Source organism: Labrys sp. Lb11, assembly GCF_057554225.1.
Window position 1 is genome coordinate 228,541 of sequence record NZ_BAAJOT010000003.1, and the last position, 25,254, is coordinate 253,794.

24 protein-coding genes and 1 tRNA gene are annotated in these 25,254 nt (G+C 71.2%); 15 read left to right on the plus strand and 10 right to left on the minus strand.

Annotation, left to right across the window (positions count from 1 at the left end):
* Nucleotides 1-100: 100 nt before the first annotated feature.
* From AC27L4_RS10945 to AC27L4_RS10960, 4 genes are read right to left on the minus strand one after another with little or no spacing between them, the layout of a single operon-like run.
* Nucleotides 101-2,188: a hypothetical protein gene (locus AC27L4_RS10945; RefSeq protein ID WP_487142153.1), complete on the minus strand. Its 2,088-nt coding sequence runs from the start codon at nt 2,186-2,188 to the stop codon at nt 101-103.
* A complete protein-coding gene (locus tag AC27L4_RS10950) occupies nt 2,188-4,968 on the minus strand; it encodes a DUF4159 domain-containing protein (protein ID WP_487142154.1) in 2,781 nt (926 codons plus the stop codon). Before AC27L4_RS10950 ends, AC27L4_RS10945 begins: the two co-directional genes overlap by 1 nt.
* Entirely contained in the window at nt 4,965-5,882 is a 918-nt protein-coding gene (locus AC27L4_RS10955; protein ID WP_487142155.1) for a DUF58 domain-containing protein, read from the minus strand. The genes AC27L4_RS10950 and AC27L4_RS10955 overlap by 4 nt, the downstream gene beginning before the upstream one ends.
* Before the next feature lie 4 nt (nt 5,883-5,886).
* On the minus strand, nt 5,887-6,888 hold the full coding sequence (locus AC27L4_RS10960; protein ID WP_487142156.1) for an AAA family ATPase: 1,002 nt from the start codon (nt 6,886-6,888) through the stop codon (nt 5,887-5,889).
* Nucleotides 6,889-7,193: 305 nt separating this feature from the next.
* On the opposite strand from AC27L4_RS10960, the gene AC27L4_RS10965 reads away from it, so the two are divergent.
* The gene (locus AC27L4_RS10965; protein WP_487142157.1) at nt 7,194-7,787 is read left to right on the plus strand and encodes a DUF1285 domain-containing protein; all 594 of its coding nucleotides are present in this window, start codon (nt 7,194-7,196) and stop codon (nt 7,785-7,787) included.
* Between the two features lie 161 nt (nt 7,788-7,948).
* Nucleotides 7,949-9,340, plus strand: a complete 1,392-nt coding sequence (locus tag AC27L4_RS10970) for an MFS transporter (RefSeq protein WP_487142158.1) — start codon at nt 7,949-7,951, stop codon at nt 9,338-9,340.
* Here the strand turns inward: AC27L4_RS10970 and AC27L4_RS10975 are convergent.
* Nucleotides 9,309-10,094 (minus strand): phosphatase PAP2 family protein, encoded by a 786-nt coding sequence (locus AC27L4_RS10975; RefSeq protein WP_487142159.1) that lies wholly within the window; start codon nt 10,092-10,094, stop codon nt 9,309-9,311. The two genes, AC27L4_RS10970 and AC27L4_RS10975, sit on opposite strands and share 32 nt — an antisense overlap.
* Before the next feature lie 190 nt (nt 10,095-10,284).
* Here AC27L4_RS10975 and AC27L4_RS10980 point away from each other — a divergent pair, with 190 nt between their 5' ends.
* The 3 genes from AC27L4_RS10980 to AC27L4_RS10990 are packed head-to-tail and all read left to right on the plus strand — an operon-like array spanning nt 10,285 to nt 12,415.
* A complete protein-coding gene (locus AC27L4_RS10980; RefSeq protein ID WP_487142160.1) occupies nt 10,285-10,935 on the plus strand; it encodes a CoA pyrophosphatase in 651 nt (216 codons plus the stop codon).
* A complete protein-coding gene (locus tag AC27L4_RS10985) occupies nt 10,935-11,198 on the plus strand; it encodes a DUF6111 family protein (protein WP_487142161.1) in 264 nt (87 codons plus the stop codon). Before AC27L4_RS10980 ends, AC27L4_RS10985 begins: the two co-directional genes overlap by 1 nt.
* Nucleotides 11,195-12,415 carry a CCA tRNA nucleotidyltransferase gene (locus AC27L4_RS10990; RefSeq protein WP_487142162.1) on the plus strand — a complete coding sequence of 407 codons (1,221 nt, stop codon included), beginning with the start codon at nt 11,195-11,197 and terminating at the stop codon, nt 12,413-12,415. The genes AC27L4_RS10985 and AC27L4_RS10990 overlap by 4 nt, the downstream gene beginning before the upstream one ends.
* A 9-nt stretch (nt 12,416-12,424) precedes the next feature.
* Here the strand turns inward: AC27L4_RS10990 and AC27L4_RS10995 are convergent, their stop codons facing one another.
* Nucleotides 12,425-12,922, minus strand: a complete 498-nt coding sequence (locus AC27L4_RS10995; protein WP_487142163.1) for a GNAT family N-acetyltransferase — start codon at nt 12,920-12,922, stop codon at nt 12,425-12,427.
* A 193-nt stretch (nt 12,923-13,115) separates the two neighbouring features.
* Nucleotides 13,116-13,604, minus strand: coding sequence for an NUDIX domain-containing protein (locus AC27L4_RS11000; protein ID WP_487142164.1), 489 nt, complete (start codon nt 13,602-13,604; stop codon nt 13,116-13,118).
* A 569-nt stretch (nt 13,605-14,173) separates the two neighbouring features.
* On the opposite strand from AC27L4_RS11000, the gene AC27L4_RS11005 reads away from it, so the two are divergent.
* Complete coding sequence (locus AC27L4_RS11005) at nt 14,174-14,938, plus strand: YbaY family lipoprotein (protein WP_487142165.1); 765 nt, start codon at nt 14,174-14,176, stop codon at nt 14,936-14,938.
* Nucleotides 14,939-14,947: 9 nt separating this feature from the next.
* Here AC27L4_RS11005 and ftrA read toward each other — a convergent pair whose 3' ends face one another.
* Complete coding sequence (ftrA, locus tag AC27L4_RS11010) at nt 14,948-15,958, minus strand: transcriptional regulator FtrA (protein ID WP_487142166.1); 1,011 nt, start codon at nt 15,956-15,958, stop codon at nt 14,948-14,950.
* 67 nt (nt 15,959-16,025) lie between these two features.
* Between ftrA and AC27L4_RS11015 the strand changes: the two genes are divergently transcribed.
* The 4 genes from AC27L4_RS11015 to AC27L4_RS11030 all read left to right on the plus strand — a co-directional run bounded on the left by AC27L4_RS11015 (nt 16,026) and on the right by AC27L4_RS11030 (nt 18,860).
* Nucleotides 16,026-16,445 carry a rhodanese-like domain-containing protein gene (locus tag AC27L4_RS11015; RefSeq protein ID WP_487142167.1) on the plus strand — a complete coding sequence of 140 codons (420 nt, stop codon included), beginning with the start codon at nt 16,026-16,028 and terminating at the stop codon, nt 16,443-16,445.
* Nucleotides 16,446-16,488: 43 nt separating this feature from the next.
* Nucleotides 16,489-17,067 (plus strand): P-loop NTPase family protein, encoded by a 579-nt coding sequence (locus tag AC27L4_RS11020; RefSeq protein ID WP_487142168.1) that lies wholly within the window; start codon nt 16,489-16,491, stop codon nt 17,065-17,067.
* A 33-nt stretch (nt 17,068-17,100) separates the two neighbouring features.
* Nucleotides 17,101-18,006, plus strand: coding sequence for a metallophosphoesterase family protein (locus AC27L4_RS11025; RefSeq protein ID WP_487142169.1), 906 nt, complete (start codon nt 17,101-17,103; stop codon nt 18,004-18,006).
* A gap of 113 nt (nt 18,007-18,119) precedes the next feature.
* Nucleotides 18,120-18,860, plus strand: coding sequence for a hypothetical protein (locus tag AC27L4_RS11030; protein WP_487142170.1), 741 nt, complete (start codon nt 18,120-18,122; stop codon nt 18,858-18,860).
* A 12-nt stretch (nt 18,861-18,872) separates the two neighbouring features.
* Here the strand turns inward: AC27L4_RS11030 and AC27L4_RS11035 are convergent, their stop codons facing one another.
* Nucleotides 18,873-20,048, minus strand: a complete 1,176-nt coding sequence (locus AC27L4_RS11035; RefSeq protein ID WP_487142171.1) for a fumarylacetoacetate hydrolase family protein — start codon at nt 20,046-20,048, stop codon at nt 18,873-18,875.
* Between the two features lie 199 nt (nt 20,049-20,247).
* Here AC27L4_RS11035 and AC27L4_RS11040 point away from each other — a divergent pair.
* Nucleotides 20,248-20,324 (plus strand) — tRNA-Ala (locus AC27L4_RS11040).
* A gap of 188 nt (nt 20,325-20,512) precedes the next feature.
* On the opposite strand, the gene AC27L4_RS11045 is transcribed toward AC27L4_RS11040, so the two are convergent.
* Entirely contained in the window at nt 20,513-21,103 is a 591-nt protein-coding gene (locus AC27L4_RS11045) for a nucleotidyltransferase family protein (RefSeq protein WP_487142172.1), read from the minus strand.
* A 169-nt stretch (nt 21,104-21,272) separates the two neighbouring features.
* On the opposite strand from AC27L4_RS11045, the gene AC27L4_RS11050 reads away from it, so the two are divergent.
* From AC27L4_RS11050 to AC27L4_RS11065, 4 genes are all read left to right on the plus strand, one after another.
* A complete protein-coding gene (locus AC27L4_RS11050) occupies nt 21,273-22,286 on the plus strand; it encodes an extensin-like domain-containing protein (protein ID WP_487142173.1) in 1,014 nt (337 codons plus the stop codon).
* A gap of 279 nt (nt 22,287-22,565) precedes the next feature.
* Entirely contained in the window at nt 22,566-23,324 is a 759-nt protein-coding gene (locus AC27L4_RS11055) for a phosphodiester glycosidase family protein (protein WP_487142174.1), read from the plus strand.
* A 588-nt stretch (nt 23,325-23,912) separates the two neighbouring features.
* Nucleotides 23,913-24,326 (plus strand): nucleoside diphosphate kinase regulator, encoded by a 414-nt coding sequence (rnk, locus tag AC27L4_RS11060; protein ID WP_487142175.1) that lies wholly within the window; start codon nt 23,913-23,915, stop codon nt 24,324-24,326.
* Between the two features lie 216 nt (nt 24,327-24,542).
* Nucleotides 24,543-25,082 (plus strand): GreA/GreB family elongation factor, encoded by a 540-nt coding sequence (locus AC27L4_RS11065; RefSeq protein WP_487142176.1) that lies wholly within the window; start codon nt 24,543-24,545, stop codon nt 25,080-25,082.
* The last annotated feature ends 172 nt before the right edge of the window (nt 25,083-25,254 follow it).

The following is a 25,254-nucleotide window of genomic DNA, read 5'->3' on the forward strand; positions in this document are numbered from 1 at the left end:
CAACGGCGGCCCGCCCTCGAGCTGCGCCACGATCCCCGCATCTTCCCGCCTGCTGGTGCAGGAGGGTCATGAATGCGGTGGCCTGCGGTTCCGGGAGGGGCTATCTCGCCCGCGGCACCCAGCCCTCCCTCGCCCACATCGCCGCCAGGACGCCCAGCAGCAGGGCGAGGCCGATCAGGCCGCCGAAGAGGGGCAGCACTCCGACGCCGCGCACCACGCTGACGCTGGCCTGCTTGACGCCGATCCACCCCTCGCCGGCAAGGTTGCTGCCCGAGGACACCAGCGCCACTCGCGGCACCTCGACACCGGTTCCCTCGACGAGGCGACGGACCGAGCCGTGCGTTTCCTGCGCCAGCGGCGCCAGGCGTTCGGTGGTGGAGACCACCTCCTGGTATTCACGCGGATTGGCAGGTCCGATGTTGACCAGCGCCGTCAGGGTGCCGTCGGTGGCCCGCCACAGCCCCATGGCCTTGGTGGCGAGCGTGCCGCGCCACAGGCCAGGCTCGGCTTGGGTCAGTTGCAGCGTCGTGTTCTCGCCGGAGGGACTGGTCACCGTGACGGGGTTGACCTTGTCGGCCATGGTCTGCCGCTCGACCACCAGGTTGGCGCCGTGCGCCGAGGCCCGCAGCGCCTCCTCCTCCAGGTCCGGCTCCTTCATCAGCCAGTGCGACAGCCGCCGCAGCAGGTCGACATAGGGGCCGCCGCCCTCGAAGCCGCGCGCCCACAGCCAGACATGGTCTGACAGGAACAGGGCGACGCGGCCCTTCTGCTGGCGCGACAGAACCAGCAGCGGCTGGTCCTTGGCGCCCGACATCACCGCCGTGCCGCTCTTCTGATTGGTCTCGACGGTGCGGAACCACTCGCTCCAGGCCGGCGGATCGGAGGCGGAACCGGGCAGGTCGCGAGTGACGGGGTGACGCTTGCCGAGTTCCGTGACCTTGGGCCTGAATGGCTGCTCGATCACGCCGCCGGTCGGCTCGGCCGGCAGGATATCGGCCAACGACGTGCCCCACAGGCTGGCGTCGGAGGCGAAGTCCGGGCCGGAAGCCAACATCACCGCGCCGCCGTTGCGGACGTATTCGGTGATGTTGTCGAAGTACATCTGCGGCAGAATGCCTTCCTGGGCGTATCGATCGAAAATGATCAGATCGAAGTCGGATATCTTCTCGGCAAACAGGGTGCGCGTCGGGAAGGCGATCAGCGACAATTCGTAGATCGGCGTGTTGTCCTGCTTGTGCGGCGGCCGCAGGATCGTGAAATGCACCAGCTCGACATTGGCGTCGGCCTTGAGCAAATTGCGCCAGGTCCGCTCGCCCGCATGCGGCTCGCCGGAGACCAGCAGCACCCGCATCTTGTCGCGGATGCCCTCGATCGACAGCACGGACTTGTTGTTGATGGCGGTCAGCTCGCCGGGAACCGCCTCGGCATCCAGCTCGACGATGTTGGCGCCGCCATGGGCGATCTCGACGTCGACGGCGGCGACCGAGCCGACGGCGACATTGCGCCGGGCGATCTCCTCGCCGTCGCGCCGGACCACGACCAAAGCGCTGCGCGGCATGTCCGGTCCCTGGTCGACGACACGGAAGCGCACGGTCTGGCTGCGGCCGACGATGCCGAAGCGCGGCGCCTCGACCAGCGCGATGCGCCGGTCGCGTTCATCGGCCCGGCCGGTGATCAGCGCATGCACCGGCGCATCGAAGCCGAGCGCCGCCGCCTTGGCCGGGACGTCGTCCACGACGCCGTCCGTGATCAGCACGGCGCCGCCCACCCGCTCCGGCGGTACGTCGCCGAGCGCGTTGGACAGGGGCCCGAACAGGGCGGTGCCGTCGACGACGGCACCGTCATTGCCGGCCTCGACCACCCGCACCTCGGTGTCCTTGAGCTCCTTCAGGCGCCGCACCAGGACGTCGCGCGCCGCATCGGTCTCGGCCGTCCGGTCGGCGATGCCCTGCGAGCCGGAGCGGTCGACCACCACCGCCACGACATTGGCCAGCGTCTCGCGATCCTGCCGCATGATCGAGGGGTTGGCGAGCGCCAGCACCGTGAGCGCCAGGGCTCCGGCCCGCAGGATCGCACCGCGCAGGCCGGCGCCGAGGTTGAGCAGCGCGACCGCGCCGGCCAGCGCGGCCAGGACCCAGATCGCCGGCCAGGGCAGCAGCGGGGCAAAAGCGAGGGAAAGGCCCGACATCACTGCCCCAGCCTTTCCAGCAGCGCCGGCACATGCACCTGATCGGCCTTGTAGTTGCCGGTCAGTGCATACATCACCAGATTGACCCCGCCCCGGTAGGCCATCTCGCGCTGGCGCGCGCCGCCGGGCGTCAAGGGATAGATCGGGTCGAGGCCGGGCGTCACCGCCCAGGCCGCGGCAAGGTCGTTGGACGTGATGATGATCGGCGAGACCCCGTCGCCCGCCCGCACCGGCCGGTCGCCCTCCTCGGCGCTCGCCGCCGGCATGGCCTCCACCCAGGTGTCGCCGCTGTCATAGCGGCCCGGAAACTTCTCCATGAGGTAGAAGGTCTTGGTCAGGACGTGGTTGCCCGGCACAGGCTCAAGCTCCGGAATATCGAGCGAGGACAACAGTTTCTGCAAGGTTTCTCCAGCCGGGGTCGCGCCGAACCCGGTGCCCTGCTGCAGGGCGTCGCGCGTGTCGAACAGGATGGTCCCACCCGACTTCATGAAGGCGTCGATCTTGGCCATCACCGCCGGCGGCGGCGGCGCGGCGCCGGCGACGATCGGCCAGTAGAGCAGCGCATGGAAGGCAAGTTCGTCGCGGGTGAGGTCGATGCCGATCGGATCGCCGGGCTCCAGCGCCGTGCGGTCGGTGATGAAGGCGGTCAGGCCGCGCAGACCGGCGAGGCTGGTTTCGTCGGTCTCCTTGTCCCCGGTGACGACATAGGCGAGATGAGTCTTGAGCGTCGCCTCGAAATCGACGGGAGGCTTGCCCTGTGCCCGCGCCTCGCCCGGCGGCGCGACCGCCAGTGCCAGGACAAGTCCCGCGGCGCCGGCCGCACCGGCAAGGCGCCGCAGCCGCGCGCCGCCCCCGCCCAGGAGGAAGACGAGCAGGCTGTCGGCCAGCAGCAGCGTCAGCGCCGCCAGCAGCAGCGGCGAGCCGAGCTCGCGCGGGGCCGCGGCCGCATAGGCGCTGACGCGCGCGCCCGGCCAGTCCGGCACGAACGGCGTCAGCGCCGTGTCCGGCGCCAGGGTGTTGACCGCCACCAGGGCGTCGGGCGGTCCGTAGAAGCCGGGAGGATGCTCGGCGCGGCCGATGCCGGGATCGTCGGCGTGCACCGGCTGGGCCGTCGGCGGCGGCGCCTCGAAGACGCCGGCACCGTTCAGGGTCCGGGCCGGGGCGGCCAGGACCGGTTCGGCGCGGTGCTGCGCGGCCTCGCCCGGCTTCACCGCCGAACCGGCCAGCGCTACCAGGCGGCGCAGCATGTCGACGAAGGTGCCGGACAGCGGCAGGTTGGACCAGCTCGTGTCGGCGGTGACGTGGAACAGCACGATCAGCCCCTTGCCGTGGCGGGCTGCCGTGACCAGCGGCGTGCCGTCGGCGAGCACCGCCCATGTGCGCTCGGGCAGGTCGCCGTCGGGTTCGGCCAGCACCTGCCGCGTCACGGTGACGTCGCCGGGCACGGCAAGGCCGGCGAACGGACCGCCCGCGGGGAAGGGTCCCAGCGTCTGCGGCTTCTCCCAGGAGAGCGCGCCGCCCAGCGTGCGCCCGCCCCGCCGCAGCGTCACCGGCACCAGCGGGTCGGAGGCGGCCGTCAGGCGCGAGCCGGCGAAGCGCACGAGCACGCCGCCGCCATCGACCCAGGCGGCGAGCTTGTCCTCAGCCTCGGCGAAGGTGCCGACATCGGCCAGCATGATCACCGGCAGCTTGTCGTCGACGAAGCGCAGGATCGATTCGGCCGGTGACACGCCCTCCGACGGGCGGACATCGGCGAAGGGAGCCAGGGCCTGCGACAGGTAGAAGGCGCCCGACAGCAGCGGCTGGGCCGTGTCGGCGGTCTGGCCGGAGACGACGCCGACGACGCGCCGCCGCCAGCGGTCGTCGAGAAGCTGCACCGCCCCGGCCGAGGCTTCGCCGGCAATCTCGATCCGCGCCACGTCGTTGCGCAGGTCGACCGGCATGCCGAAGCGCGCCACGGTGTCCCGGCGGCCGGGCTCGAAGGCATAGCGGGCCTCGCCGAGCGGCAGGCCCTTGATGTCGAGGGCCCGCACGATGCCGGCCGACGGCGCTCCTTCGAGTGCACGCAGCACCTTCACCGTCAGGGCTCCGGGCGCATTCTCGGCTCCGGCCAGGGCCAGCGGGCCGCGGGCCGTGTCCTGGACGATCTCCAGCGCCCGCCCGGCGAGCACGTCCTTCAGGCCGTCGACGGACGGATCGGCCGCGGCGGCGAGGCCGTCACTGAACCAGACCACCGCCGCGGCAGGTTCGCGCTTGAGAAAGGCCGCCAGGGTCTTGAGATGCGCCGACCGGTCCGGGGTCCAGGGTTCCGGCCTCAACGCCCGCAGCCGGTCGCGCGCCGCGGCGGCGGTGGACAGCGACAGATCCGTCGCCGGCCCGGCCGTCGCCAGCAGCGCCACCGGGCGGCCGGCGCCTTCGGCAACGGCGAGATGATCCTCGACCGCCTTGAGGCGAAGCTCCCAGTCGCGCGCGGCGGCCCAGCCATTGTCGACCAGCAGCAGCAGCGGCCCCGACCCGGAGGCGGCCCGTCCCGTCGGGTTCCACACCGGGCCGGCCAGCATCAGGATGACCAGCGCCGCGATGCCGAGGCGCAGCAGCGTCAGCCACCAGGGCGTGCGCGCCGGCGTCTCCTCGGTCGGCGCCAGGCCGAGCAGCAGCCTCAGCGGCGGGAAGGCGATGCGCTGCGGCCGCGGCGGCACCAGGCGCAGCAGCACCCAGAGCGCCGGCAGGGCCGCCAGGGCCAGCAGCATCAGGGGTGAGGTGAAGGCAAGCGGCATCATCGCGGCGCTCCCCCGGCGGCCTGCAGCAACGGATGCAGCGCCAGCAGCACCTGCGAGGCCGGCCGGTCGGTGCGGTGCAGCGTCAACGTCCAGCCGAGCGGCCGGATGTCCCGGCGCAACGCCTCGCGATGCGCCGCCAGGCGGCCGACATAGCCGTCCCTGAGCGCCTGCACCCGGCCTGCGGTGAGGCGACGCCCGTCCTCCGGATCGATCAGTTCGGAACGGCCGGAGAAGGGAAAGGTCTCCTCCACCGGATCGGCGATCATGACCAGGTGCCCGCGCGCCCCGCGCGAGGCCAGCGCGGCGACGCGCTCGACGGTCTCGGCCGCCGAGCCGAGGAAGTCGCCCAGCAGCACGGCCTCGGTGCGCGGCGCCAGCGGCATGGCGGGGGGCAGGCCCTGCGGGACGGCGCCCTGGCGCAGCATCGCCTCGGCGAAGCGTTCCACCACGTTGCGGCTGGACGACGGCCGCGTGGCACCGATCAGCCCGACCCGTTCGCCGCCGCGCACCAGGAGGTCGGCCAGCGCCAGCGTCAGCACCAGCGCCCGCTCGACCTTGGAAGCCTGCGCCAGCGAGGAGATGAAGGCCATCGACGCCGACCGATCGGCCCAGAGCCAGACGGTATGCGCCGATTCCCACTCGCGCTCGCGCACGTAGAGATGGTCGTCGCGCGCCGAGCGCCGCCAATCCACCCGCGTCGCCGCCTCACCGAAGCTGAAATGCCGGAACTGCCAGAAGGTCTCGCCGTCGCCTGCCTGGCGACGGCCGTGCAACCCGTGCACCGACGCGCTCGCAACCCGCCGCGCCTCGATGGCAAGGCGCGGCAGCGAGCGGGCGAGGTCGAGCGCAACCTGTTCGGTGCGCGGGCCGGGCCGGGTTTCGGCTTCGGCCAGAAGACGCGTGGCGACCGCCAAATCCCTACCCTACCGTCTTGACGAGGCGCGCGATCACGCCCTCGACCGTCTCCCCCTCGGCCCGCGCCGCGAAGGTCAGCGCCATGCGGTGCTTGAGAATCGGCTCGGCCAGGGCGGCGACATCGTCGACCGACGGCGCGAAACGGCCGTCGAGCAGGGCGCGCGCGCGCACCGCCAGCATCAGCGCCTGGCTGGCGCGCGGGCCGGGGCCCCAGGCGATCTTGCCTTCCAGATCCTTTGCCGCGCCCGGTCGCGCCGCGCGTACCAGGTCGAGGATCGCCTCCACCACGCTGTCGCCGACCGGCAGGCGCCGCACCAGGCGCTGGGCGTTGAGCAGGTCCTCCACGCTCATCGCCGGCCGCGGCGGCGTCTCCTCGGCGCCGGTGGTGAACAAGAGGATGCGCCGCTCGGCCTCGCGGTCGGGATAGGGCACGTCGATCTGCATGAGGAAGCGGTCGAGCTGGGCCTCGGGCAGCGGATAGGTGCCCTCCTGCTCCAGCGGGTTCTGGGTCGCCAGCACGTGGAAGGGCTTGGGCAGGTCGAAGCGGTTGCCCGCCACGGTGACGTGGTATTCCTGCATCGCCTGCAGCAACGCCGACTGGGTGCGCGGCGAGGCGCGGTTGATCTCGTCGGCCATCAGGAGCTGGGCGAAGACCGGCCCCTGGACGAAGCGGAACGCGCGCTTGCCGGCCGCGCTCTCCTCCAGCACCTCTGAGCCGAGGATGTCGGAGGGCATCAGGTCGGGCGTGAACTGCACGCGCCGCGCATCGAGGCCCAGCACCGTGCCGAGCGTCTCCACCAGCTTGGTCTTGGCCAGGCCCGGCACGCCGACGAGCAGGCCGTGCCCGCCCGACAGCAGCGTGATCAGCGCACCGTCGACGACGCCCTCCTGGCCGAAGATCACGGCATGGATCGCCTCCCGCGCCTTGCGGACCTGAGCGGCCGTGGTTTCGGCGGAGCGGATGATCACTTCGTCCAGGCTGGTGGCGGTTTCGCTGCTCATCATCACCTCATGGTTCCCGGTTCCTGCGAGCCCGGCACGACATCGCGCCCGTTCGCGCACGAGCCGGGCACCTTCCGGGCCGATGGTGGCGGAAAGGCGGCCGTCCCCACCCTTTTTCCGCCGTGCGGCCATCGCGACCGTTGCGCAGAAGCGCGTCGCAGGCCCGATCGTCCCGGGCACGCCCGAGCGCGACATAGTAACGCCGCCGGCCGATTGCGACGAGCGCCTGCGCGGAACTTTCGCCGGAGCGGCGGGGTTTTCCCCGGCAAGCGTTCAAAGTATCGTGACCGCACCATGCGGACCGAGCCGTGAGCACGCCCAGACAACCCGATCTCGACGGCCTGACCGAGGCGGCCCGAGCCGCTGCCACCGGCGGCCGGGCTCTGCCGCCGGTGCATCTGTGGAATCCGGACTTCTGCGGCGACATCGACATGCGCGTCGCCGCCGACGGCACCTGGTTCTACATGGGCAGCCCGATCGGCCGGCTGCCGCTGGTCAAGCTGTTCGCGTCGATCCTGCGCAGGGACCCCGAGCGCTATGTGCTGGTAACACCCGTCGAGCGTGTCGGCATCACGGTCGAGGACGCGCCCTTCGTCGCGGTCGAGATGGTGGTTGCCGAGACGGCGGCCGGGCCGGCCCTGTCCTTCCGCACCAATGTGGACGACTGGACCACCGCCGGCCCGGACCATGGCCTGCGCTTCGAGACCGGCGCTGCGGACGGGTTCAAGCCCTATGTCCATGTCCGGGCCGGGCTATGGGCGCTGGTGAACCGGGCGCTGTTCTACGATCTCGTCGCGCTCGGCGAGGTTCGCCCGGTCGACGGCGTCGCCATGTTCGGCGTCGCCTCCGCCGGCGTCTTCTTCCCGATGGCGCCCGCCGCGGCGATCGGCGCGCCGGGCTGAGGCCGGGACGAGGCGCAGCCACTCCGCATCGCCGCGCCGATCTTGCCGATCCTCGAAGCCGGTGGGCTCGCTGTCGCCGACGTGACCGCGAGGCGCGCCGCGGCCGGTCGCCACGCCCTGCCGGCGCTGCTATGAAGGCGGCGCAATCGGCGCCCGTCGCCATGCCGACCATCGGGGACAGCCGACACTTGCAGTATTCGACCAAAGCCGACGGCCTTCCGAGCCCCCAGCGCGCCTGGGCCTTCCTCGCCGTGGCCATCGCCATGACCATGGCCGTGCTCGACGGCGCCATCGTCAACGTGGCGCTGCCCTCGATCGCCCGCGATCTCGCCATCGCCGAATCCGAGACGATCTGGGTGGTCAACGCCTATCAGCTCGCCGTCACCGTGAGCCTGCTGCCGCTGGCTGCGCTCGGCGATATCGTCGGCTATCGCCGCGTCTACTGCTGGGGGCTGGCGCTGTTCACGGCCGCCTCGCTGCTCTGCGCCCTGGCTCCCTCCCTGCCCCTGCTCGTCGCGGCGCGCGGCCTGCAGGGCCTGGGGGGCGCGGGCATCATGAGCGTCAATATCGCCCTGGTGCGCTTCATCTATCCCTCGGCCATGATCGGGCGCGGCGTCGGCAATGCGGCGCTGGTGGTGGCGGTGTCGGCGGCGGCCGGCCCCACCATCGGGGCGGCCATCCTCGCCGCCGCGCCCTGGCAATGGCTGTTCCTGGTCAATGTGCCGATCGGCCTGCTCGCCCTCGCCGTCGCCACGCGCACCTTGCCCAGGACGCCACGCTCCGGCGCGCGCTTCGACCTGCCCGGGGCACTGCTCAGCGGTGTGACCTTCGGCCTGCTGATCCACGGCCTCGACGGCCTCGGCCACCACGACATTCCGATCCTCCCCTGGCTGGAGCTGGCCGCGGCAGCGGCCGTCGGCACGATCCTCGCCCGCCGCCAGCTCGCCGAGCCGCAGCCGCTGCTCCCGGTCGACCTCCTGCGCCTGCCGGTGTTCGCCCTGTCGATGGCGGCCTCGATCAGCGCCTTCAGCGCGCAGATGCTGATGTATGTGTCGCTGCCCTTCTACTTCCAGCTCCAGCTGGGCCTCTCCCCTCTCACCACAGGCCTGCTGATGACCCCCTGGCCGGTCGCCACCGGACTGATGTCGCCGATCGCCGGCCGGCTGTCCGACCATCATGCACCGGGGCTGCTGGGCGGCCTCGGCCTCGCGGTCATGGCCGCCGGGCTGTCGCTGCTGCTCCTGCTGCCCGTCGCGCCCGGCCTCCTCGACATCGCCTGGCGGCTGGCGGTCTGCGGCATCGGCTTCGGCCTGTTCCAGTCGCCGAACAACAAGACCATCATCACCTCGGCCCCGCCCTGGCGCAGCGGCGGGGCGAGCGGCCTGCAGTCGACGGCGCGGCTGCTCGGCCAGTCGATCGGCGCGGCGCTGGCCGGCGTCGTCTTCGCGCTCGCCGGCAGCCGCGACCAGTTGCTCGCCGCCATCCCTGTCGCCGTCGCCCTCTCCTGCATGGGCGCGGTCGTCAGCGCCCTGCGCCGCGCGTCCGCCAAGTGACCAACGCGGCCGGCTTGCGCACCCGGCCGTAGCGGAACCGCCGGCGCCACCACCCGTCGAGCGCCCCGGGCCCGCCCGGCACCCGGTGCTCGTCATGCATGAGGCGCATGGCGGCGATGGCGATGAGATGCGTGAGCAGGGCGGCGAGCAGCACATCCGACAGAAAATGGCCACCAAAGCCGATGCGCAGCAGCGCCACGCCAGCCGTGAAGGCGAACGCGATCACGGCGGCGATGCCGCGAAGCATCGCCGGCAGCAACGCCGTCGCCGCGAGCAGGAACGCGGCGGCGGACACCTCGCCGGAGGCGAAGGAGCAGTTGGAGCGGCAGCTGCCGCCGAAATCCCACCATGGCCGGAACCGGCTCGCCTCGCCGCGCTCGACCGCCTCCAGGACAGCAAGCGGACGCTCGCGCCCGGAATGACACTTCAGCACGCCGTTGACCAGCAGGCCCGGGCCGAGGAGGAAGGCCAGGAGCACGGCGATCAGCGTCCGCGTGTCGACGAATCGCGGCAACCGCGGCAGGGCCATGCGCAGCGCCAGGGCGAGAGCGGCGGCCATCGCCACGCAGACCGGCAGGTGCATCCCCAGCGACCGCAACAGCCGGGCCGATGCCGAAAAGCGCCATGGGAATGCCGGGCCGGCGCCGACAAACAGATCGGACACCGCCAGATCGAGTTGCGGGACCAGTCCGAGCCCGAGCCCGGCAGCGAGGGTCAGGGCCAGGGTGATGCGCAGGGCGATGCTGCCGAACATCGATCGTCCTCGCTTGCCCGGACTTCCGTCCTGATCCACAGGATCGGGATAGCGGCTGGTCATGGCGTGCTTGCGACAAGGGAGCCTGCCTCGCTGCGGCCCGATCCTCGGCTTGAAATCGACCGATGCGGCAGGCAATGCTCCGCCTCGACCCGCCGGCCCCGTGTCCGGCCCTGACATAGATCGAACCATGCCGGCCTCGGACCCGTTCCTTGACGATTTCCTCGACCGGGCTCGCCGGCGTCTCCTCGCCGCCCCGCCGCCGGGCCTGGCCGAGTTCGACATGCCGGTCGCGCTCGGCGATCACAGCTTCTCGCCCGGCCTCGCGGCCGAGATGCCGGCCGGCCCGGGCAAACCGGCGGCGGTGCTGATCGGCCTGGTCGACCATCCCGCCGGCGCCACCGCGCTGCTCACCCGGCGCTCGACGGCGTTGCGCAACCATTCCGGCCAGATCGCCTTTCCGGGCGGGCGGATCGACCCCGGCGATGCCGGCCCGCTCGGCGCCGCGCTGCGCGAGGCGGAGGAAGAAATCGGTCTCGACCGGACGCGCATCACCCCGCTCGGCTATCTCGACCTCTATCTCACCACCTCGGGTTTTCGCGTCGCGCCGGTGGTGGCGCTGGTCGAGCCCGGCTTCGCGCTGACCCTCAACCCCGCGGAAGTGGACGAGGCCTTCGAGTGCCCGCTGGCCTTCCTGATGGATCCGTCCAACCACCGCCGCGAGAGCCGGGAGTGGCGCGGCGCCATGCGCAGCTATTACGCCATGCCCTACGAGGATCGCTATATATGGGGTGTCACCGCAGGTATCCTGCGGACCCTGTACGAACGGATCTATGCCTGATGGCACGCCCCTTCCTCTACGAGGCGCTGCTCTTCCTCGTGCCCTTCGCGCTCTATGCGCTGTGGCTCGTGGTGCGGCGCGTCAACCCGGCGCGCTCGGAGGCCTGGCGCGGCGCACCGCTGATGTGGCTGGTCCTGGGCGCGCTGGTCTCCACCGGCATCGGCTTGGGCCTGGTCGGCCATTTCGGCGGCGCGCCGGCCGGCAGCTCCTACGTGCCAGCCCATCTGGAGAACGGCGTCCTGGTCGGACCGGTGATGAAATGACGGCATCCTTCGACTGGCTGGCCGAGCCGCGGCTCGGCGCGGTGCTCGCTGCGCTCGACCGCGACGGCGAGCAGGCGCGCGTCGTCGGCGGCGCCGTGCGCAACACGCTGCTCGGCGAGCCGGTCGCCGACTGGGACATTGCCACCACCGCCACGCCGGACGTCGTCGTGCAGCGCGGCACCGCCGCGCATTGGAAGGTGGTGCCGACCGGCATCGAGCACGGCACCGTCACCATCGTCGCCGGCGGCCAGCCCTTCGAGGTGACGACGCTGCGCCAGGACATCGAGACCGACGGCCGCCGCGCCATCGTCCGCTTCGGCCGCGACTTTGCCGCCGACGCGCTGCGACGGGACTTCACCATCAACGCCCTCTCCGTCTCCCGCGACGGCCGGGTGCACGACTATGCCGGCGGCATCGCCGACATCGCCGCCCGGCGCGTGCGCTTCATCGGCGAGGCCGACCGGCGCATCGCCGAGGACTATCTGCGCATCCTGCGCCTGTTCCGCTTCCATGCCCGGTTCGGCGAAGGCCCGGTCGACGCCGAAGCCATGGCCGCCTCGATCCGCGGCCGGGAGGGCCTCGCCCAGCTGTCGCGCGAACGGGTGCGCGCCGAAGCGCTGAAGCTGCTGGTCGCCTGCCGCGCCGGCGACGTGCTGGCCGAGATGGACGGCGCCGGCTTCCTGGCGGCGACGCTCGGCGGCGTCTGCCGCGTGGCGGTGTTCCGCCGCCTCGCCGCCCTGGAAGCGGCCCGCGGGCTCGACGCCGACCCCGTGCGCCGGCTGGCGGCGCTGGCACTGTTCGTCCGCGAGGACGCCCTGCGCATCGCCGAGCGCCTGCGCCTCTCCAATGCCGAGGCGCGCCGGCTCGAGACCATGGCGACCGTCGGCGAGAGCCTGAGGCGGCCTCTCGGCGACAAGCCCGGCCGCGACCTGCTCTACCGGTTGAAGAGCGCGGATTTCCGCGACTGCGTGCTGCTGGCCTGGGCTGGCTCGGACGAGGCCGGCTGGAGCCGTTCCCTCGACCTGATCGACACCTGGGCGCCGCCGCGGCAGGCGCCCTTCGGCGGCGCCCAGGCCGCCCGCCTCGGCGTGCCGCCCGGCCCGCGCATCGGCCGGGTGCTGCAGGAGGCGGAACGGCGCTGGATCGACGCCGACTATCCCGCCGACGCCGAGACCCAGGCCGCCATCCTGCGCGCCGCTATCGCCGCGTCGGCCTGATCGCCCGGCTCACCGTCCCTTGGCCATGCCCGAAACGCCCTGGAATGCCCCTTCGGCCAGTTCCTTGACCAGGAGCCGCAGCGGGTCGACCGGTCCCGGCAGGATCACCTGCCCGACCGGGATCCGGCGAAAGCCGATCCGACCGTAATAGGGTTCGTCGCCGACCAGGATGACCAGCCGGTGGCCGTCCCGGGCCGCTGCCTCGAGCGAGGCCTGCAGCAGGGCCAGGCCGATGCCGCGCGAGCGGAAGGCCGGCTCGACCGTCAGCGGCCCGAGCAGCAGGGCCGCATGCCCGCCGATCGTGATCGGCGTGAGCCGGTTGGAGCCGACGACCATCGAGCCGACCCGCGCCACGAAGGACAGGTCCAGTTGAGGCGACACGCCCTCGCGCAGGCGGAAGGCCGTGCGGGCGAAACGGCCTGGGCCGAAGGCGCGCTCATGCAGCTTCTCGATGGCCGCACCGTCCTCGGGACGCTCGGTCAAAAGGTCGATCGGGATGTCGGGCATGATGTCGGGGTCCGGTCGGAGCGAGACTTGCCCAACCGGCACTGCCGGTCAGGCATACGAAAGGGTGCGGGTCCTGCCCACGGCTCGTCGTCGCGAGGAACGGATGATCGACATGGCGGGCCGCTTAGCATGGTCCGGCGCGGCGGGGAAGGCCCGGAAAGCCGTCTCGCGCACTTTCTCGATGCGGCCGGGCCTACCAGTAGCCGTCGGGCATGCGGCGGGCCAGGACCTCGTCGATGCGCCGGCGCGTCGCCGCGGTCACGCCCTCCGGCAGGGCATCGAGCGCAAAGAAACCGCTGTCGGCGATCTCGCCGTCCCGGCTGCGCGGCGCGGTCTGCTCGAAGCGGCGCACGACATAGAACGCGACATGGTCGCGCCGGCTGACGTCGCGGTTCTGGTAGAGCCCGCGCAGTTCGACCGGGCCGTCGACGCGGATATTGCCCTCCTCCCTCAGTTCGCGCACCAGCGCCTCCTCGGCCGTCTCGCCGGGATCGACCCCGCCGCCGGGCAGGTACCAGCCCGGCACATAGGTGTGCTTGACCAGGAAGACCCGTCCCTCGCCGTCCAGCACCGCACCGCGGACGCCGAAGGTCATGCCCCTGCTGAAGCGAAAATAAAGCATGAAGAACGGCGTCATCAGACGGCCGAGCTTCTGGCGGAACGTCGAGTCCGGAAAGCGCATGGGAGACTTCTAGACGAAGAGCAAAATCTCGCGCAATTGTCGTTCGGTAAAAATCCTGCTCATTGCCTCCCCTGCGTGGCGCGCATGGCTGCCAAGCCCGGGAAAGCGCCCGCGTGGGCTGGCGTTACTCTCCGCGGCAATTTATATTGCAGCGCACAATAGAGGAGACCTGAGGGCCGGCGAGCCCTGGTATTGCATGATGATGACCTTCATTCGGATGCTCGTGGCCGCAGCGACGATTCGCCAGGACGGTGCCGGTCCGGCCCGTGCGGCGATCGGCCTGATAACCTTCAGCGGCCGCTGACACCATCCGGCGGCCTCCCGCCCCACGCCGGAGGCCGCATCCCCAAACGCTTCCCCTTTCCCCTCGAAGACGCCGTCCCCGATCGCAGCGGCCATGCCTCGCCCGGCGCATGACGCGTCGCGCCGGCGCATCTTGCCGATGTCGCGGAGATCGGCTTCCGCCATGCCGCCGCCAAGACCCGGCGCGCGCCGAGCCGCCGACCTTCGGACCGGCCCGTGACAGATCCCGGCGAGCGGCGAAGAACTGACCGGAAGGAACGATATCCATGATCAACCGGATCTGGCGGTTCGTCGCCATTGCCACCGCCGCCCTGGGCCTCCTGGCCCATGCCGGCTCCGCCATGGCCGCGCCGCGGACGCTGAGCGGGACCGTGACCTATCGAGAGCGCATCGCCCTGCCGGCCTCGGCCAGGGTCGAGGTCCGCCTCGCCGACGTGTCGCTGGCGGACGCCCCGTCGAAAACCATCGCCCGGACCGTGATCCGCCCCCGCGGACAGGTGCCGGTCCATTTCCGCCTGCGCTACGACGATTCGAAGATCAGGCGGGGCCACAGCTACGCCCTCGAAGCCCGCATCACCGTCGACGGACGGCTCTGGTTCATCTCCACGACCCGATACGCCGTCTTCGCCGGCGGAGCCGACGACACCGACATCCTGGTCGAGCGCGTCGGCGGCCAGTCGCGGACCGACGCCGCGGCGAGTCCGGCCGGACGCTGGCTGCTCGAGGACATCCGCGGTCGCGGCGTGATCGACAACCTGCAGACGGTCCTTCAGATCGCCGCCGACGGGACGGTCGGCGGCACCGGCGGCTGCAACGGCATGGGCAGCAAGGCGACCGTCAAGGGCAGCAGCATCCGCTTCACCCCGGTCGTGGCGACGATGAAAGCCTGCGCCCCCGCCGTCCTCGACCAGGAGGGCAGGTTCTTCAAGACACTCGAGGCCGTCCGCGCCTGGCGGATCGACCCGGCGCGCGGCAAGCTTCTTCTCCTCGGCGCGGGCGGCAAGCCGCTCCTTACCCTGGCCCGAATGTAGCTGCCTCGCTCACGGCGCCACCTCCCCCGCGAACACGGCGCGATAGGCGCTCGGGCTGGTGCCGAGCTGGGCCCGGAAATGGTGGCGCATGGTCGCCAGCGTGCCGAAGCCGCTGGCGGCCGCGATGTCGTCGAGCGTCGCGCCGCGTTCGCGCTCCAGGAGATCGCGCGCCCGCTGCAGGCGCTGCATCACCAACCATTCCCCCGGTGGCAGCCCCGTCGCCGCCTCGAAGCGGCGTTGGAAGGTGCGCACGCTCATGCCGGCCCGCTCCGCCAGCAGGCGGACCGGCTGGTCCCGGTCGAGCCGCTCGCGCATCCAGTCGAGCAGCGGCCCGAGGCGCATGCCCTCCCGCTGACGCGGCACCGGCGCAGCGATGAACTGGGCCTGGCCGCCCTCGCGATGCGGCGGCACCACCAGCCGCCGCGCCACCGCATTCGCGGTCTCGGCGCCGAAGTCGCACCGCACCACATGCAGGCACAGGTCGATACCCGCGGCACTGCCGGCCGCGGTCAGCACGTCGCCCTCGTCGACGTAGAGCACGCCGGGGTCGAGGCGGATGTCGGGAAAGCGCGCCGCCACCGCCGGGACATGGCGCCAATGGGTGGTGGCCCGCCGACCGGCGAGCAGGCCGGCAGCGGCCAGCACGACGATGCCCGAGCACAGCGACATGACCCTCGCCCCGCGCCGATGCGCCTGACGAAGGGCCGCGACCAGCGCGTCCGGGACCGGCGCGTCGATGCCGCGCCAGCCGGGCACGACGATCAGCCCGGCCTCCGCCAGCACGTCCAGCCCCGTCCCGGCCAGGACGGTCAGGCCGCCGCCGGCGCGCAACGGCCCCGGCTCGGCCGCGGCGACGGCGTAGCGGTACCAGTTCCCGCCGAGTTCCGGGCGCGGCAGGCCGAACACCTCATAGGCGATGCCGAACTCGAAGGTGCACAGGCCGTCATAGGCGAGGACGGCGACGGCCGGGCCGTGGGTGGCGGGCGAAGCACTTGGCATGATCTTGATGCTAGTTGGCATCTTGGCCAATAGGCAAGCCCGGCATCGCCGGGCATGGTCGCGCATGCCGAACCTGAGGAGACATGTCATGCCCAGCCCCGTCACCGCGATCCCTGCCGCCGCGCCGCAGGAGGCCGCCGAACACTATGCCCGCCGCCTCGCCTTCGAGACCGACTGCTGGGACGTGCACGAGGCGCTCCGCACCGGTGCCGCCGACTTCGTGCTGCTCGACGTGCGCGGCCCTGCCCTCTACGGCCGGGCGCATGTGCCGGGCGCGCTCAACCTGCCGCACGGCAAGATCACGGCGAGCCGCATGGCGGAATGGCCCGCCGGCACGCTGTTCGTGGTCTATTGCGCCGGGCCGCATTGCAACGGCACGGACAGGGCGGCGCTGCGGCTGGCCCGGCTCGGCCTGCCGGTCAAGGTGATGATCGGCGGCATGACCGGCTGGGCTGACGAAGGCTTTGCCGTCAGTGCGGGAAACGAGGCTGGAACCCTGGCGGCCTGAGCGCGTTTGGGCTTGCGGGGGACCGCATGCTGCAAGGGGGGCGATGCAGAAGGTACTGATCATCGGCTGCTCCGGCGCCGGCAAATCGACGCTCGCCCGTGGGCTGAGCGAACGCACGGGGCTGCCGCTGATCCATCTCGACCAGCACTATTGGCGCCCGGGCTGGGTGGCCCTCGAGGAGGACGACTGGGTCGCGGCACTGGCAGACCTGACGCAGGGAGCGCGCTGGATCATCGACGGCAACTACACCCGCACCCTGCCGCTGCGCATCGCGGCCGCGGACACCGTGGTGTTCTTCGACTTCCCCGCCTGGCGCTGCCTGTGGCGGGTGTCCCGCCGCGCGGTGCAATGGTTCGGCCGAACCCGACACGACATGACTCCGGGCTGCCCGGAGCGCCTGACGCCGGCATTCCTGCACTATGTCGCGCGCTACAACCGCGACCAGCGGCCCCGCGTGCTGGCGGCGCTCGACACGTTCGGAGGACGGCTGGTCGTGCTGAAGACGCCGGCTCAGGCCGCTGCCTTCCTCGACGCCGCTGCGCCGAGAGCCGTCCCGCAGCCGAGTCCCGCGCTGTCCCTGGCCCCTTTGCGGAAAGAGCATCCGCCGTCATCCTCCCTCTAGCCCTCGGCGATTGCGGCCGCTAGAACATCCTTGATGTTCACGCTTGCCCATTTGTCGGACCCGCATATCGGCCCCCTGCCCCGTGCGATGATGCGTGAACTCGCGGGCAAGCGCGTGCTCGGCTGGCTGAACTGGAAACGTGGCCGCCGCGACGTGCACCGCATGGACGTGCTCGAGCAGTTGCTGGCGGACCTCCACGCCCAGGAGCCCGACCACATCGCCTTGACCGGCGACGTGGTCAATCTGGCTTTGCCCGGCGAATTCCCGGCCGCCCGCCTCTTCCTGGAGCGCGTCGGGCCGCCTGACCGCCTGTCTCTGGTGCCCGGCAACCATGACGCCTACACCAAGGCCGGCGCGGTGCGGCTGCTCTCGGCCTTCGATCCGTGGATGCGCGGCGACAACAGCGGCGCCCACCCGCTCGACGAGGCCGAGCGCTTCCCCTATGTGCGCATCCGCGGCCAGGTGGCGCTCGTCGGCCTGTCCACTGCCGTGCCGACGGCCCCGTTCATGGCGACGGGAAAGCTCGGCATCCGCCAGGTCTCGCGCCTGCGCGACACGCTGGAGCATCTGGGGCATGAGGGCTATTGCCGGGTCGTGATGCTGCACCATCCGGTGCGGCGCCAGGACGCCGGCCCCACCGCCATGCTGATGGACGCGGACCGGCTGACCGCCGTGCTGCGCGGCACCGGCGCCGAGCTGGTGCTGCACGGCCATATCCACACCGGCCGCGTGCACCGCACCAACGGGCCGAAGGGCCCGATCCCGGTGGTCTGCACGCCCTCGGCCTCGGCAGCGCCGGAGCGGGCGCGCTGGCCGGCGTCCTACAACCTGTTCTCGATCAGCGGCGAGCCAGGCGCCTGGCGCATCGGCCTCACCGTCCGCGGCTTCGTCGCCGCCGGCCACCCGCCCGCGGAACTGCGGCGCGAGAAACTGTGTTGAATCGCGGCGGCGCGTCAGCGCGACCGGCCTCGTAACCCTGCCGGCAGGCTCCGCGGTCACGCGCTCGACCTTCTAGTGCAACGCGCTATGATCAGCGGTCAGGAGCATTGCCGATGGATTCTCGCACGCCTCCTTCCGCCGAGCCGCCCAGCCTGCGCGACGCAATCCGCAAGGCACGGCTCGACGATGCCGAACGCGCCGCCGCGATCGCCGATCTGCGCGGCGGCGAGCTGGCGCGCCTCGAGGTGCTCAACGACGCGCTCTCTCCGGTGTTCGCCCAGCTTCCCGACGGGGTGGAGTTGTTCGACCATGGCGTCGTGCCGGGCGAGCGCCCGCGTCTCTATGTCGACATGCTCGCCTTCGTGGAAATGGTCCGCGGCACGCGCCAGTACCGTTTCGTGCAGGATTCGCGCTGGGGCCAGCGCGTCATGGCCGAAAGCGAGGATCCGACGGCGATCCGCAAGGCCGTGACCAATTATGTCGCCCTGCGCCTGGTCGAGCGCGAAAAGGCCCTGGCCTCCGACAGCATCCAGGGACGCCTGAAGACGGACGGCGTCGCCAAGCCGCTGCCGTCGTCGGAAGGGGTCGAGGAGCGCCTGCTCGCCAAGCTGGCCCAGGTCCAGCCGCAGGAGCCGGCAGCGCCGCCCGCGGCACCGCCATCCGCCGCACCGCTTCCCGAGCCGGCGGCGGTGGCCGCGACGCCAGCGGCCGAGGCGCCGGCCCCGGCGCAAAAGCCACGGCCGCACCGCCTGCGCCAAGGCATCGGCGTGGTGGCCCTGCTGCTCGTCGGCGCCGTCCTGGGCGCCGCCGCCTTTGCCTATGCGGCGCCCTGGTTCATCAAGAGCGCCCTTTAGGTTCAGCTCCCGTCAGAGCAGGCCTCGCTTGGCGAGGTTTCGCATGAGGTGGCTCGCACCGTAGGTCCAAGGCGCGGCATCGTTGGAGCGGACGATGCGGTTGGTCAGAGACCCCAGCTCCCGGGCCGAGATGGTGACGATGTCGCCAACCTTGTGGGTGAAGCCCTTGCCGGGCGCGTCGCGATCCTCAACCGGCGCGAACATGGTGCCGAGATAGAGCACCGCCCCGTCGGGATATTGGTGGTTCGGCCCGATCATCTGCAGCACGAGGTCGCCGGGATCGCGGCTGATCCTGGCGATGGAGCTCGAGCCGGTCATGCGGAAGCCGTCCTCGCCTTCCACGGTCAGCGTCACCTCGGTGCGGCGGACATGGTCGAGCGAGAAGGTCGAATCGAACAGCCTCAGGAACGGGCCGAGGGTGGCGGAAGCGTTGTTGTCCTTGGCCTTGCCGAGCAGCAGCGCCGAGCGCCCCTCGACGTCGCGCAGGTTGACGTCGTTGCCGAGCGTGGCGCCGACGATGCGGCCGGCCGAGGAGACCGCCAGCACCACTTCCGGCTCCGGATTGTTCCAGGTCGAGGCCGGATGGATGCCGGCGTCGAAGCCGGTGCCGACCGAGGCCATCGGCGGGGCCTTGGTGAAGATCTCCGCGTCCGGGCCGATGCCGACCTCCAGATATTGCGACCAGACGCCCTGGGCGATCATCACCTCCTTCAGCCGTGCCGCCTCGGCCGACCCCGGCCGCAGCCTGGCGAGATCGTCGCCGACCAGCTTGACGATCTCGGCGCGAATCGCCGCCGCCGCGCTGGCATTGCCGCGGGCCCGCTCCTCGATCACCCGCTCCAGCATCGACACCACGAAAGTGACGCCGGCAGCCTTGATCGCCTGCAGGTCGATCGGCGACAGCAGCCAGGGCTTGCGCGGGTCTCGCGTCGCCGGCGGCGTGTTGGCCAGGATGTCGGCGATGCTGCCGACCGGCTCGGACAGCGCGGCCTTGGCAGCCTGGGCCGGATTTCGGGCCTCGCAGAGGTCGCGCACGGTCGCGAAGGTGCGGGTAATGTCGTGAAGCGCCTCGCCCTTGGCCACCACTACGGCCGGACCGTCAGCCTCCGGCAGCCAGACGCGACCGATCAGCGTGCCGGCGACACCGTCGCCGGGAAGAGTGGTTTCGGGGGAGAGGGTCAGGGACATGGCTCGACATCCGGTGGAACCTTCGCCTTAGACCAGAAGACCAGCCCTCCGTCCATCACCTGCCCGCCCCATCGCGGGTATCGTCACGCGCCATCGGCTACGATTGAAACGCCCCTGCCCGGCTTAACCAAATCTTCACCAAGCCATTGACGGCCGGCTGCCGCCAATTAGATTTGCTTTTTACGCAATGCTTGCGCACGGCCGGGTGGCGGAGTGCTTACGCGGAGGGGGGTGCATCCACCTCAGACCCTGGTTCAATTCCAGGCCCGGCCTCCACTATACAGAAACACCATTGATTTTACTGTATTTTTCCGATCTCCCGTGAAAACCTCATCAGGACGAAAGCGGGAGAATCCTGTTTCCTCTTCGTCCGCGCGAGGGACCGGGAAGTGCGCGCCGGCGGTCGTTTCCGGCGGTACGCCTGCCACGTGCAGTTGGCCGCGTGCCGGTGATCGCCCTCTTCCTCAGATCGCAAACAGGGTGCGATAGTCCTCGGGCGTATCGACGCTCGACTCGTAGACCGGATTGCGCGTGACGAAGGCTGCGGCCCTGTCGGGGTGGGCGGCAGGCAGGTCGTCCGCCGCCAGGTCGAGGCCGGCTGCCGTGAAGCCGGCCGGCACCACCACGGGATAGCCGCGCCTGCCCTGGCGCATCGGCACGAGGATGCGGGTGCGATCCCCCGCCAGATAGGCCTCGATCAGGCCGGCGACCTCACGGCCGGTGAGGCGCGGCTGGTCGCCGACGCACACCAGCGTCGCGACCGCCGAAGCGGCCGCCGCCAAACCGGCCGCAATCGCGGCGCCCTGCCCGGCCGCGGCCTCCGAGCGCACGAAATCGACGGGCAACCGCGCCAGCGCCTCGCGCACGAGTTCGTCTTGGTGGCCCGTGACGACGACGACATGCCCGACGACGCCGCGCACCGTCTCGACCACGTGCCGGATCATCGGCCGCCCCGCCACCTCGAACAGCAGCTTGTTGCCGCCCATGCGCCGCGAGGCGCCGCCGGCGAGCACCACGCCGGCGAAGCCGTCGAGCGGCAGGTCGTCCCCATCCATCGTCCGATGCTCCCGGGCTGCGGGCGGCCAGACGCTGGGGCCGCCGACCGCGTCATAGAGCATGGATGCATTGCGCTGTTAAGACGATCCGCGCCGGCTCCGAATCGGGACTCGCGCGGCGGCGGCGGGTTAATGATTCGTTTCGAAATTTGCTCGCATTGTCCGCCGCATGTTGCGTCGCGTTGCGTCCTGGGTCATTGCCGTCGGCTCCGTTGCGAGCATTGCGGCTTGCGGCTCCTTCTTCAGTTCGGAGGAGCGCGAGCCCTGGCGCGCCCGTGTCGAGGCCGCCTGCCTCGCCTCCGGCCAGGTTCGCGAGACCGCCGGCATCCGCATTGCCGAAGCCATCGAGGGGCCCGGAAGCTGCGGCCTCGACCATCCCTTCCGCGTCGCCTCACTCGAAGGCACCGGCCCGGCCGCCGCCTTTGCCTTGCTGCGGCCGCCGGCCCCGGTGCCGAACGTGCCTGCCCCGGATATGGCGCCGGACGCATCGGCTCCGGCCGTCGGCGCGCCGCTGCAACTGCCCGACGGTCCGGCGGCTTCGCAGGCGGGCCAGGACCCCGCCGCCGGTTCCCCCGACGGCTTCACGCCGCTGCCGCAACTGCCGGCATCGCAACCGATCCGCATGCGCGAGGGCGGTCCCTTCACCGTGTCGATGGACCGCAGCGTCGTCCTGTCCTGCTCGATGATCCCGGCCCTGACCAAATGGCTGGCCTCGGAGGCCCAGCCGGCGGCTCTCGCCAATTTCGGCTCGCCGATCGTCGAGATGACTTCCTTCGGCACCTATTCCTGCCGCCGGCGCAACAATGCCAGCCGCGGCCGCATGTCCGAGCACGCCTACGCCAACGCCATCGACGTCAAGGGCTTCAAGCTCGCCGACGGCCGCGAGACGCGTGTCCTGACGGGGTGGCGCGGCAGCCCGGAGGAGCGCAGCTTCTGGCGCGACATCACCTACGGCGCCTGCCGTACCTTCACCACCGTGCTCGGGCCCGGTACCTCGGGCGGCCTGCACGAGAACCACCTGCACCTCGACCTTGCCCGCCACGGCGCCCGCCTCGTCCATGTCTGCCGGCCGCGCGTGCCGCAGGGCTGGATCGCCACCGCCCAGCGCAACGGCCAGCAGCCGCCCGCCCCCGAATTCACCGGCTCGATCGTCGAGCCGCTGCGCGGCGAGGACGATCAGTAGACCGACCTCCCGGCGCAGGCATCAGGCGAAGATCCGGCCGCAACGCCCTGCCCCGACTCCGCATCCTCCAGGCGGAGAGCGCCTGCGGCCGGCCTTGCGCACGCAACGACCTGATTCGATTCCTCAGGAGATGCGCCAAAAGCCCTGGAATCCCGCAAGTTTCGGCTCGCGGCGGATCCCGGTGAGGCTGCCATCACGCGGCCACCATGGCGGGGCAGTTTCCAAAATCGGCGTGAGCGCCTATCCACGCTCCGCGTTCGTCGTCGTCCAGGGATTCGCATGCGCCTCCGCTTCCGTCTGTCCGCACTTGCCGCCCTCGCCCTTCTCGCCGTCGCCGGCTCGGCGGCTGCCGAGGACGGCCCGTGCCAGCCGCTGCAGCATGCCGGAAAGTCCTTCACCGTCTGCACCGCGGACCTGCGCCGCGACGACATCCGGCTGTTCTGGAAGGACGCCGATGGCAGCGCGCTCGGCTCCTTCGCCCGTCTGCGCCAGACGCCCGAGGGACAGCGCCTGATCTTCGCCATGAATGCCGGCATGTACCGGCCCGACTTCTCGCCGGCCGGCCTCTATGTCGAGAACGGGCGTGAATGGGTGCGCCTCAACACCGCCAACGGCCCCGGCAATTTCCACCTCAAGCCGAACGGCGTCTTCTTCATCGACGAGGGCAATGCCGGCATCGCCGAGACCGGCCGCTTCCTCAAGCTCCGGGCCCAGGCCGGGTTCAAGCCGGACTTCGCCACCCAGTCGGGACCCATGCTGGTGATCAGCGGCCGGATCCACCCCAAGATCTCCGAGAACGGCACCTCCGCCAAGATGCGCAACGGCGTCGGCGTGCGTGATGGCCAGACCGTGGTCTTCGCCATCTCCGAGGAGCCCGTCACCTTCGGCGAGTTCGCCCATCTCTTCCGCGATGCCCTGCATTGCCCGGACGCGCTGTTCCTCGACGGCAGCATCTCCGCGCTCTACGCCCCGGCGCTCGGGCGTACCGACAGCCTGTGGCCGCTCGGCCCCATCGTCGGCGTGCTGCCGAGGCAATAGCGCCGCTCTTGATCCTGTCGCCTCGGGCCCCATATGCCGTGGATGAGCAAGGGATCCGCCGGGGCGGCCGGTGCGTACGATCCGGCAAAGGCCATAGCCCGCTGGGAGACGGAGGGCGGCGCGCCGCGCGAAGGCCGCGCCTCCGGCCATCCGCAACAGGCGACCGAGCCTGAGCCCGCCAAGCATGGCGGGGCCGACCGGCGGAAGCAGGCACGCCAGGCGGCGGCACGATCGGGAACAAAATCCGACTGAGACTGTTCCCTCCACCGATGGCGCCGGGAGCGGCCTCCGGGGCGCACCGGCTTGACATGCGGAAGGGGGCTGCCAATATGAACACCATGTTCAAGATGGCTCATTCGCGGAAGACGCTGGCCCGCCGGGAAATCCCGGTCGCGGGCTTCTAACCCCGGCTCGGCCGCTCAACGCGCCCCCGAGCCCGGGGCGCTCCTATCATTTTATCACAATTTGTCTCACCGGGATCGCCGATGATCCTTGTGGTCCTGCGGGCGCTGGCATCCAGCGAGAATCCCGCGTTGCGCTCGGCAAGCCGGAAAGGCCTGCGCGGCGCCTTTCCGACAGGTGGCGAACATGCCCGAAAGCAGCAACAGCCGGTGGTTGCCGGCGATCATCGTCAGCGACGTCGACCAGGAGCGGCTGAGCCGGCTGGCGGCCTCGGCCATGGGCCGCACGCCCGAAGTGGCGGAAGACCTGATGGCCGAAATGGACCGGGCCACCGTGGTGGCCGAGCATGATGTGCCGCCCAACATCGTTCGCATGGGCTCGACGGTGGAGTTCAAGTCCGACGACGGCCAGCGTCGCCGCGTCACCCTGGTCTTCCCGGGCGAGGCAGACATCGCCCAGGGCAAGGTCTCGGTGCTGACGCCGATCGGCACCGCGCTGATCGGCCTCGCCGAAGGCCAGTCGATCATGTGGACGACGCGCGACGGCCGCGACCAGCAGCTGACCGTGCTGGCGGTCGAGCCGGCGGCCGTGCCCGCCTGACGCGCCGGTCGGCAAGCTCCGGCGAGGGGAGAGCGCGATGCGGACATGTCGGGCATTCCAGCGGTCGCCGCACCATGCGGAGCGCCTGATCGCAGGACCCTAGCCCCTGGCTGGCGCGCGCCCGGACGGCGCGGCGGAGCCAGGGGAAGCCCTCCAGCACCACAGGGTCCATCTTGTGCCGAAACGGAAAGCCTCCGCTTCGGTCGGAGACGCGTCATGTCCAATCCCAAACGCTGCCTCTTGACGACCAAAGACTATTCCACTCTCGAGCGCCTGCTCGAACGCGGCATCACGCGCAACGATCCGATCGTGCCGATGATCCGCGACAAGCTGTCGAACGCGACCGTCGTGTTCCGCGACGACATCGACCCCCGCGCGGTGACGCTGAACAGCCGCGTCGTCTTCCGCGTCGATGACGGGCCGAGCGATATCCGCATCCTCGTGCATGGCGAGGACAACGGCTTCGTCGGCATGACCATCCCGATCACGATACCGCGCGGGCTCGCGCTGCTCGGCCTGGTCGAGGACCAGGAAACGGTCATCGAAGGTCTGGGCGGCCCGCCCGAACGTATCCGTGTCGAGGAGGTGGCCTACCAGCCCGAGGCCGCGCGGCGCGGCACTCCGGGGCGCGGCCAGGGCGTAGCCTGGCCCGGCGCAGCGGCCGGCGTGGTCGATTTCGGCGCGCGGCGCGGCGCCGCCGCCCGCTCGATGCGGCCGACCTTCGATCCCGACGATGACGGGCCGTCGGCGGCCTGACTGCCGAAGCGTCTTGCGATTTGGCGGAACCACGTCGAATCGCAACGACGTGCCGAACCGGCTCGGGCCACCCTGCCGGCGCCGAACCGAGCACGACAAAGCAAAAGGACCCGCTCCGCGGCACGGAGCGGGTCCTTCCGGTTCGGTGCTGCGTGGATCGCGGCGTCGGCGG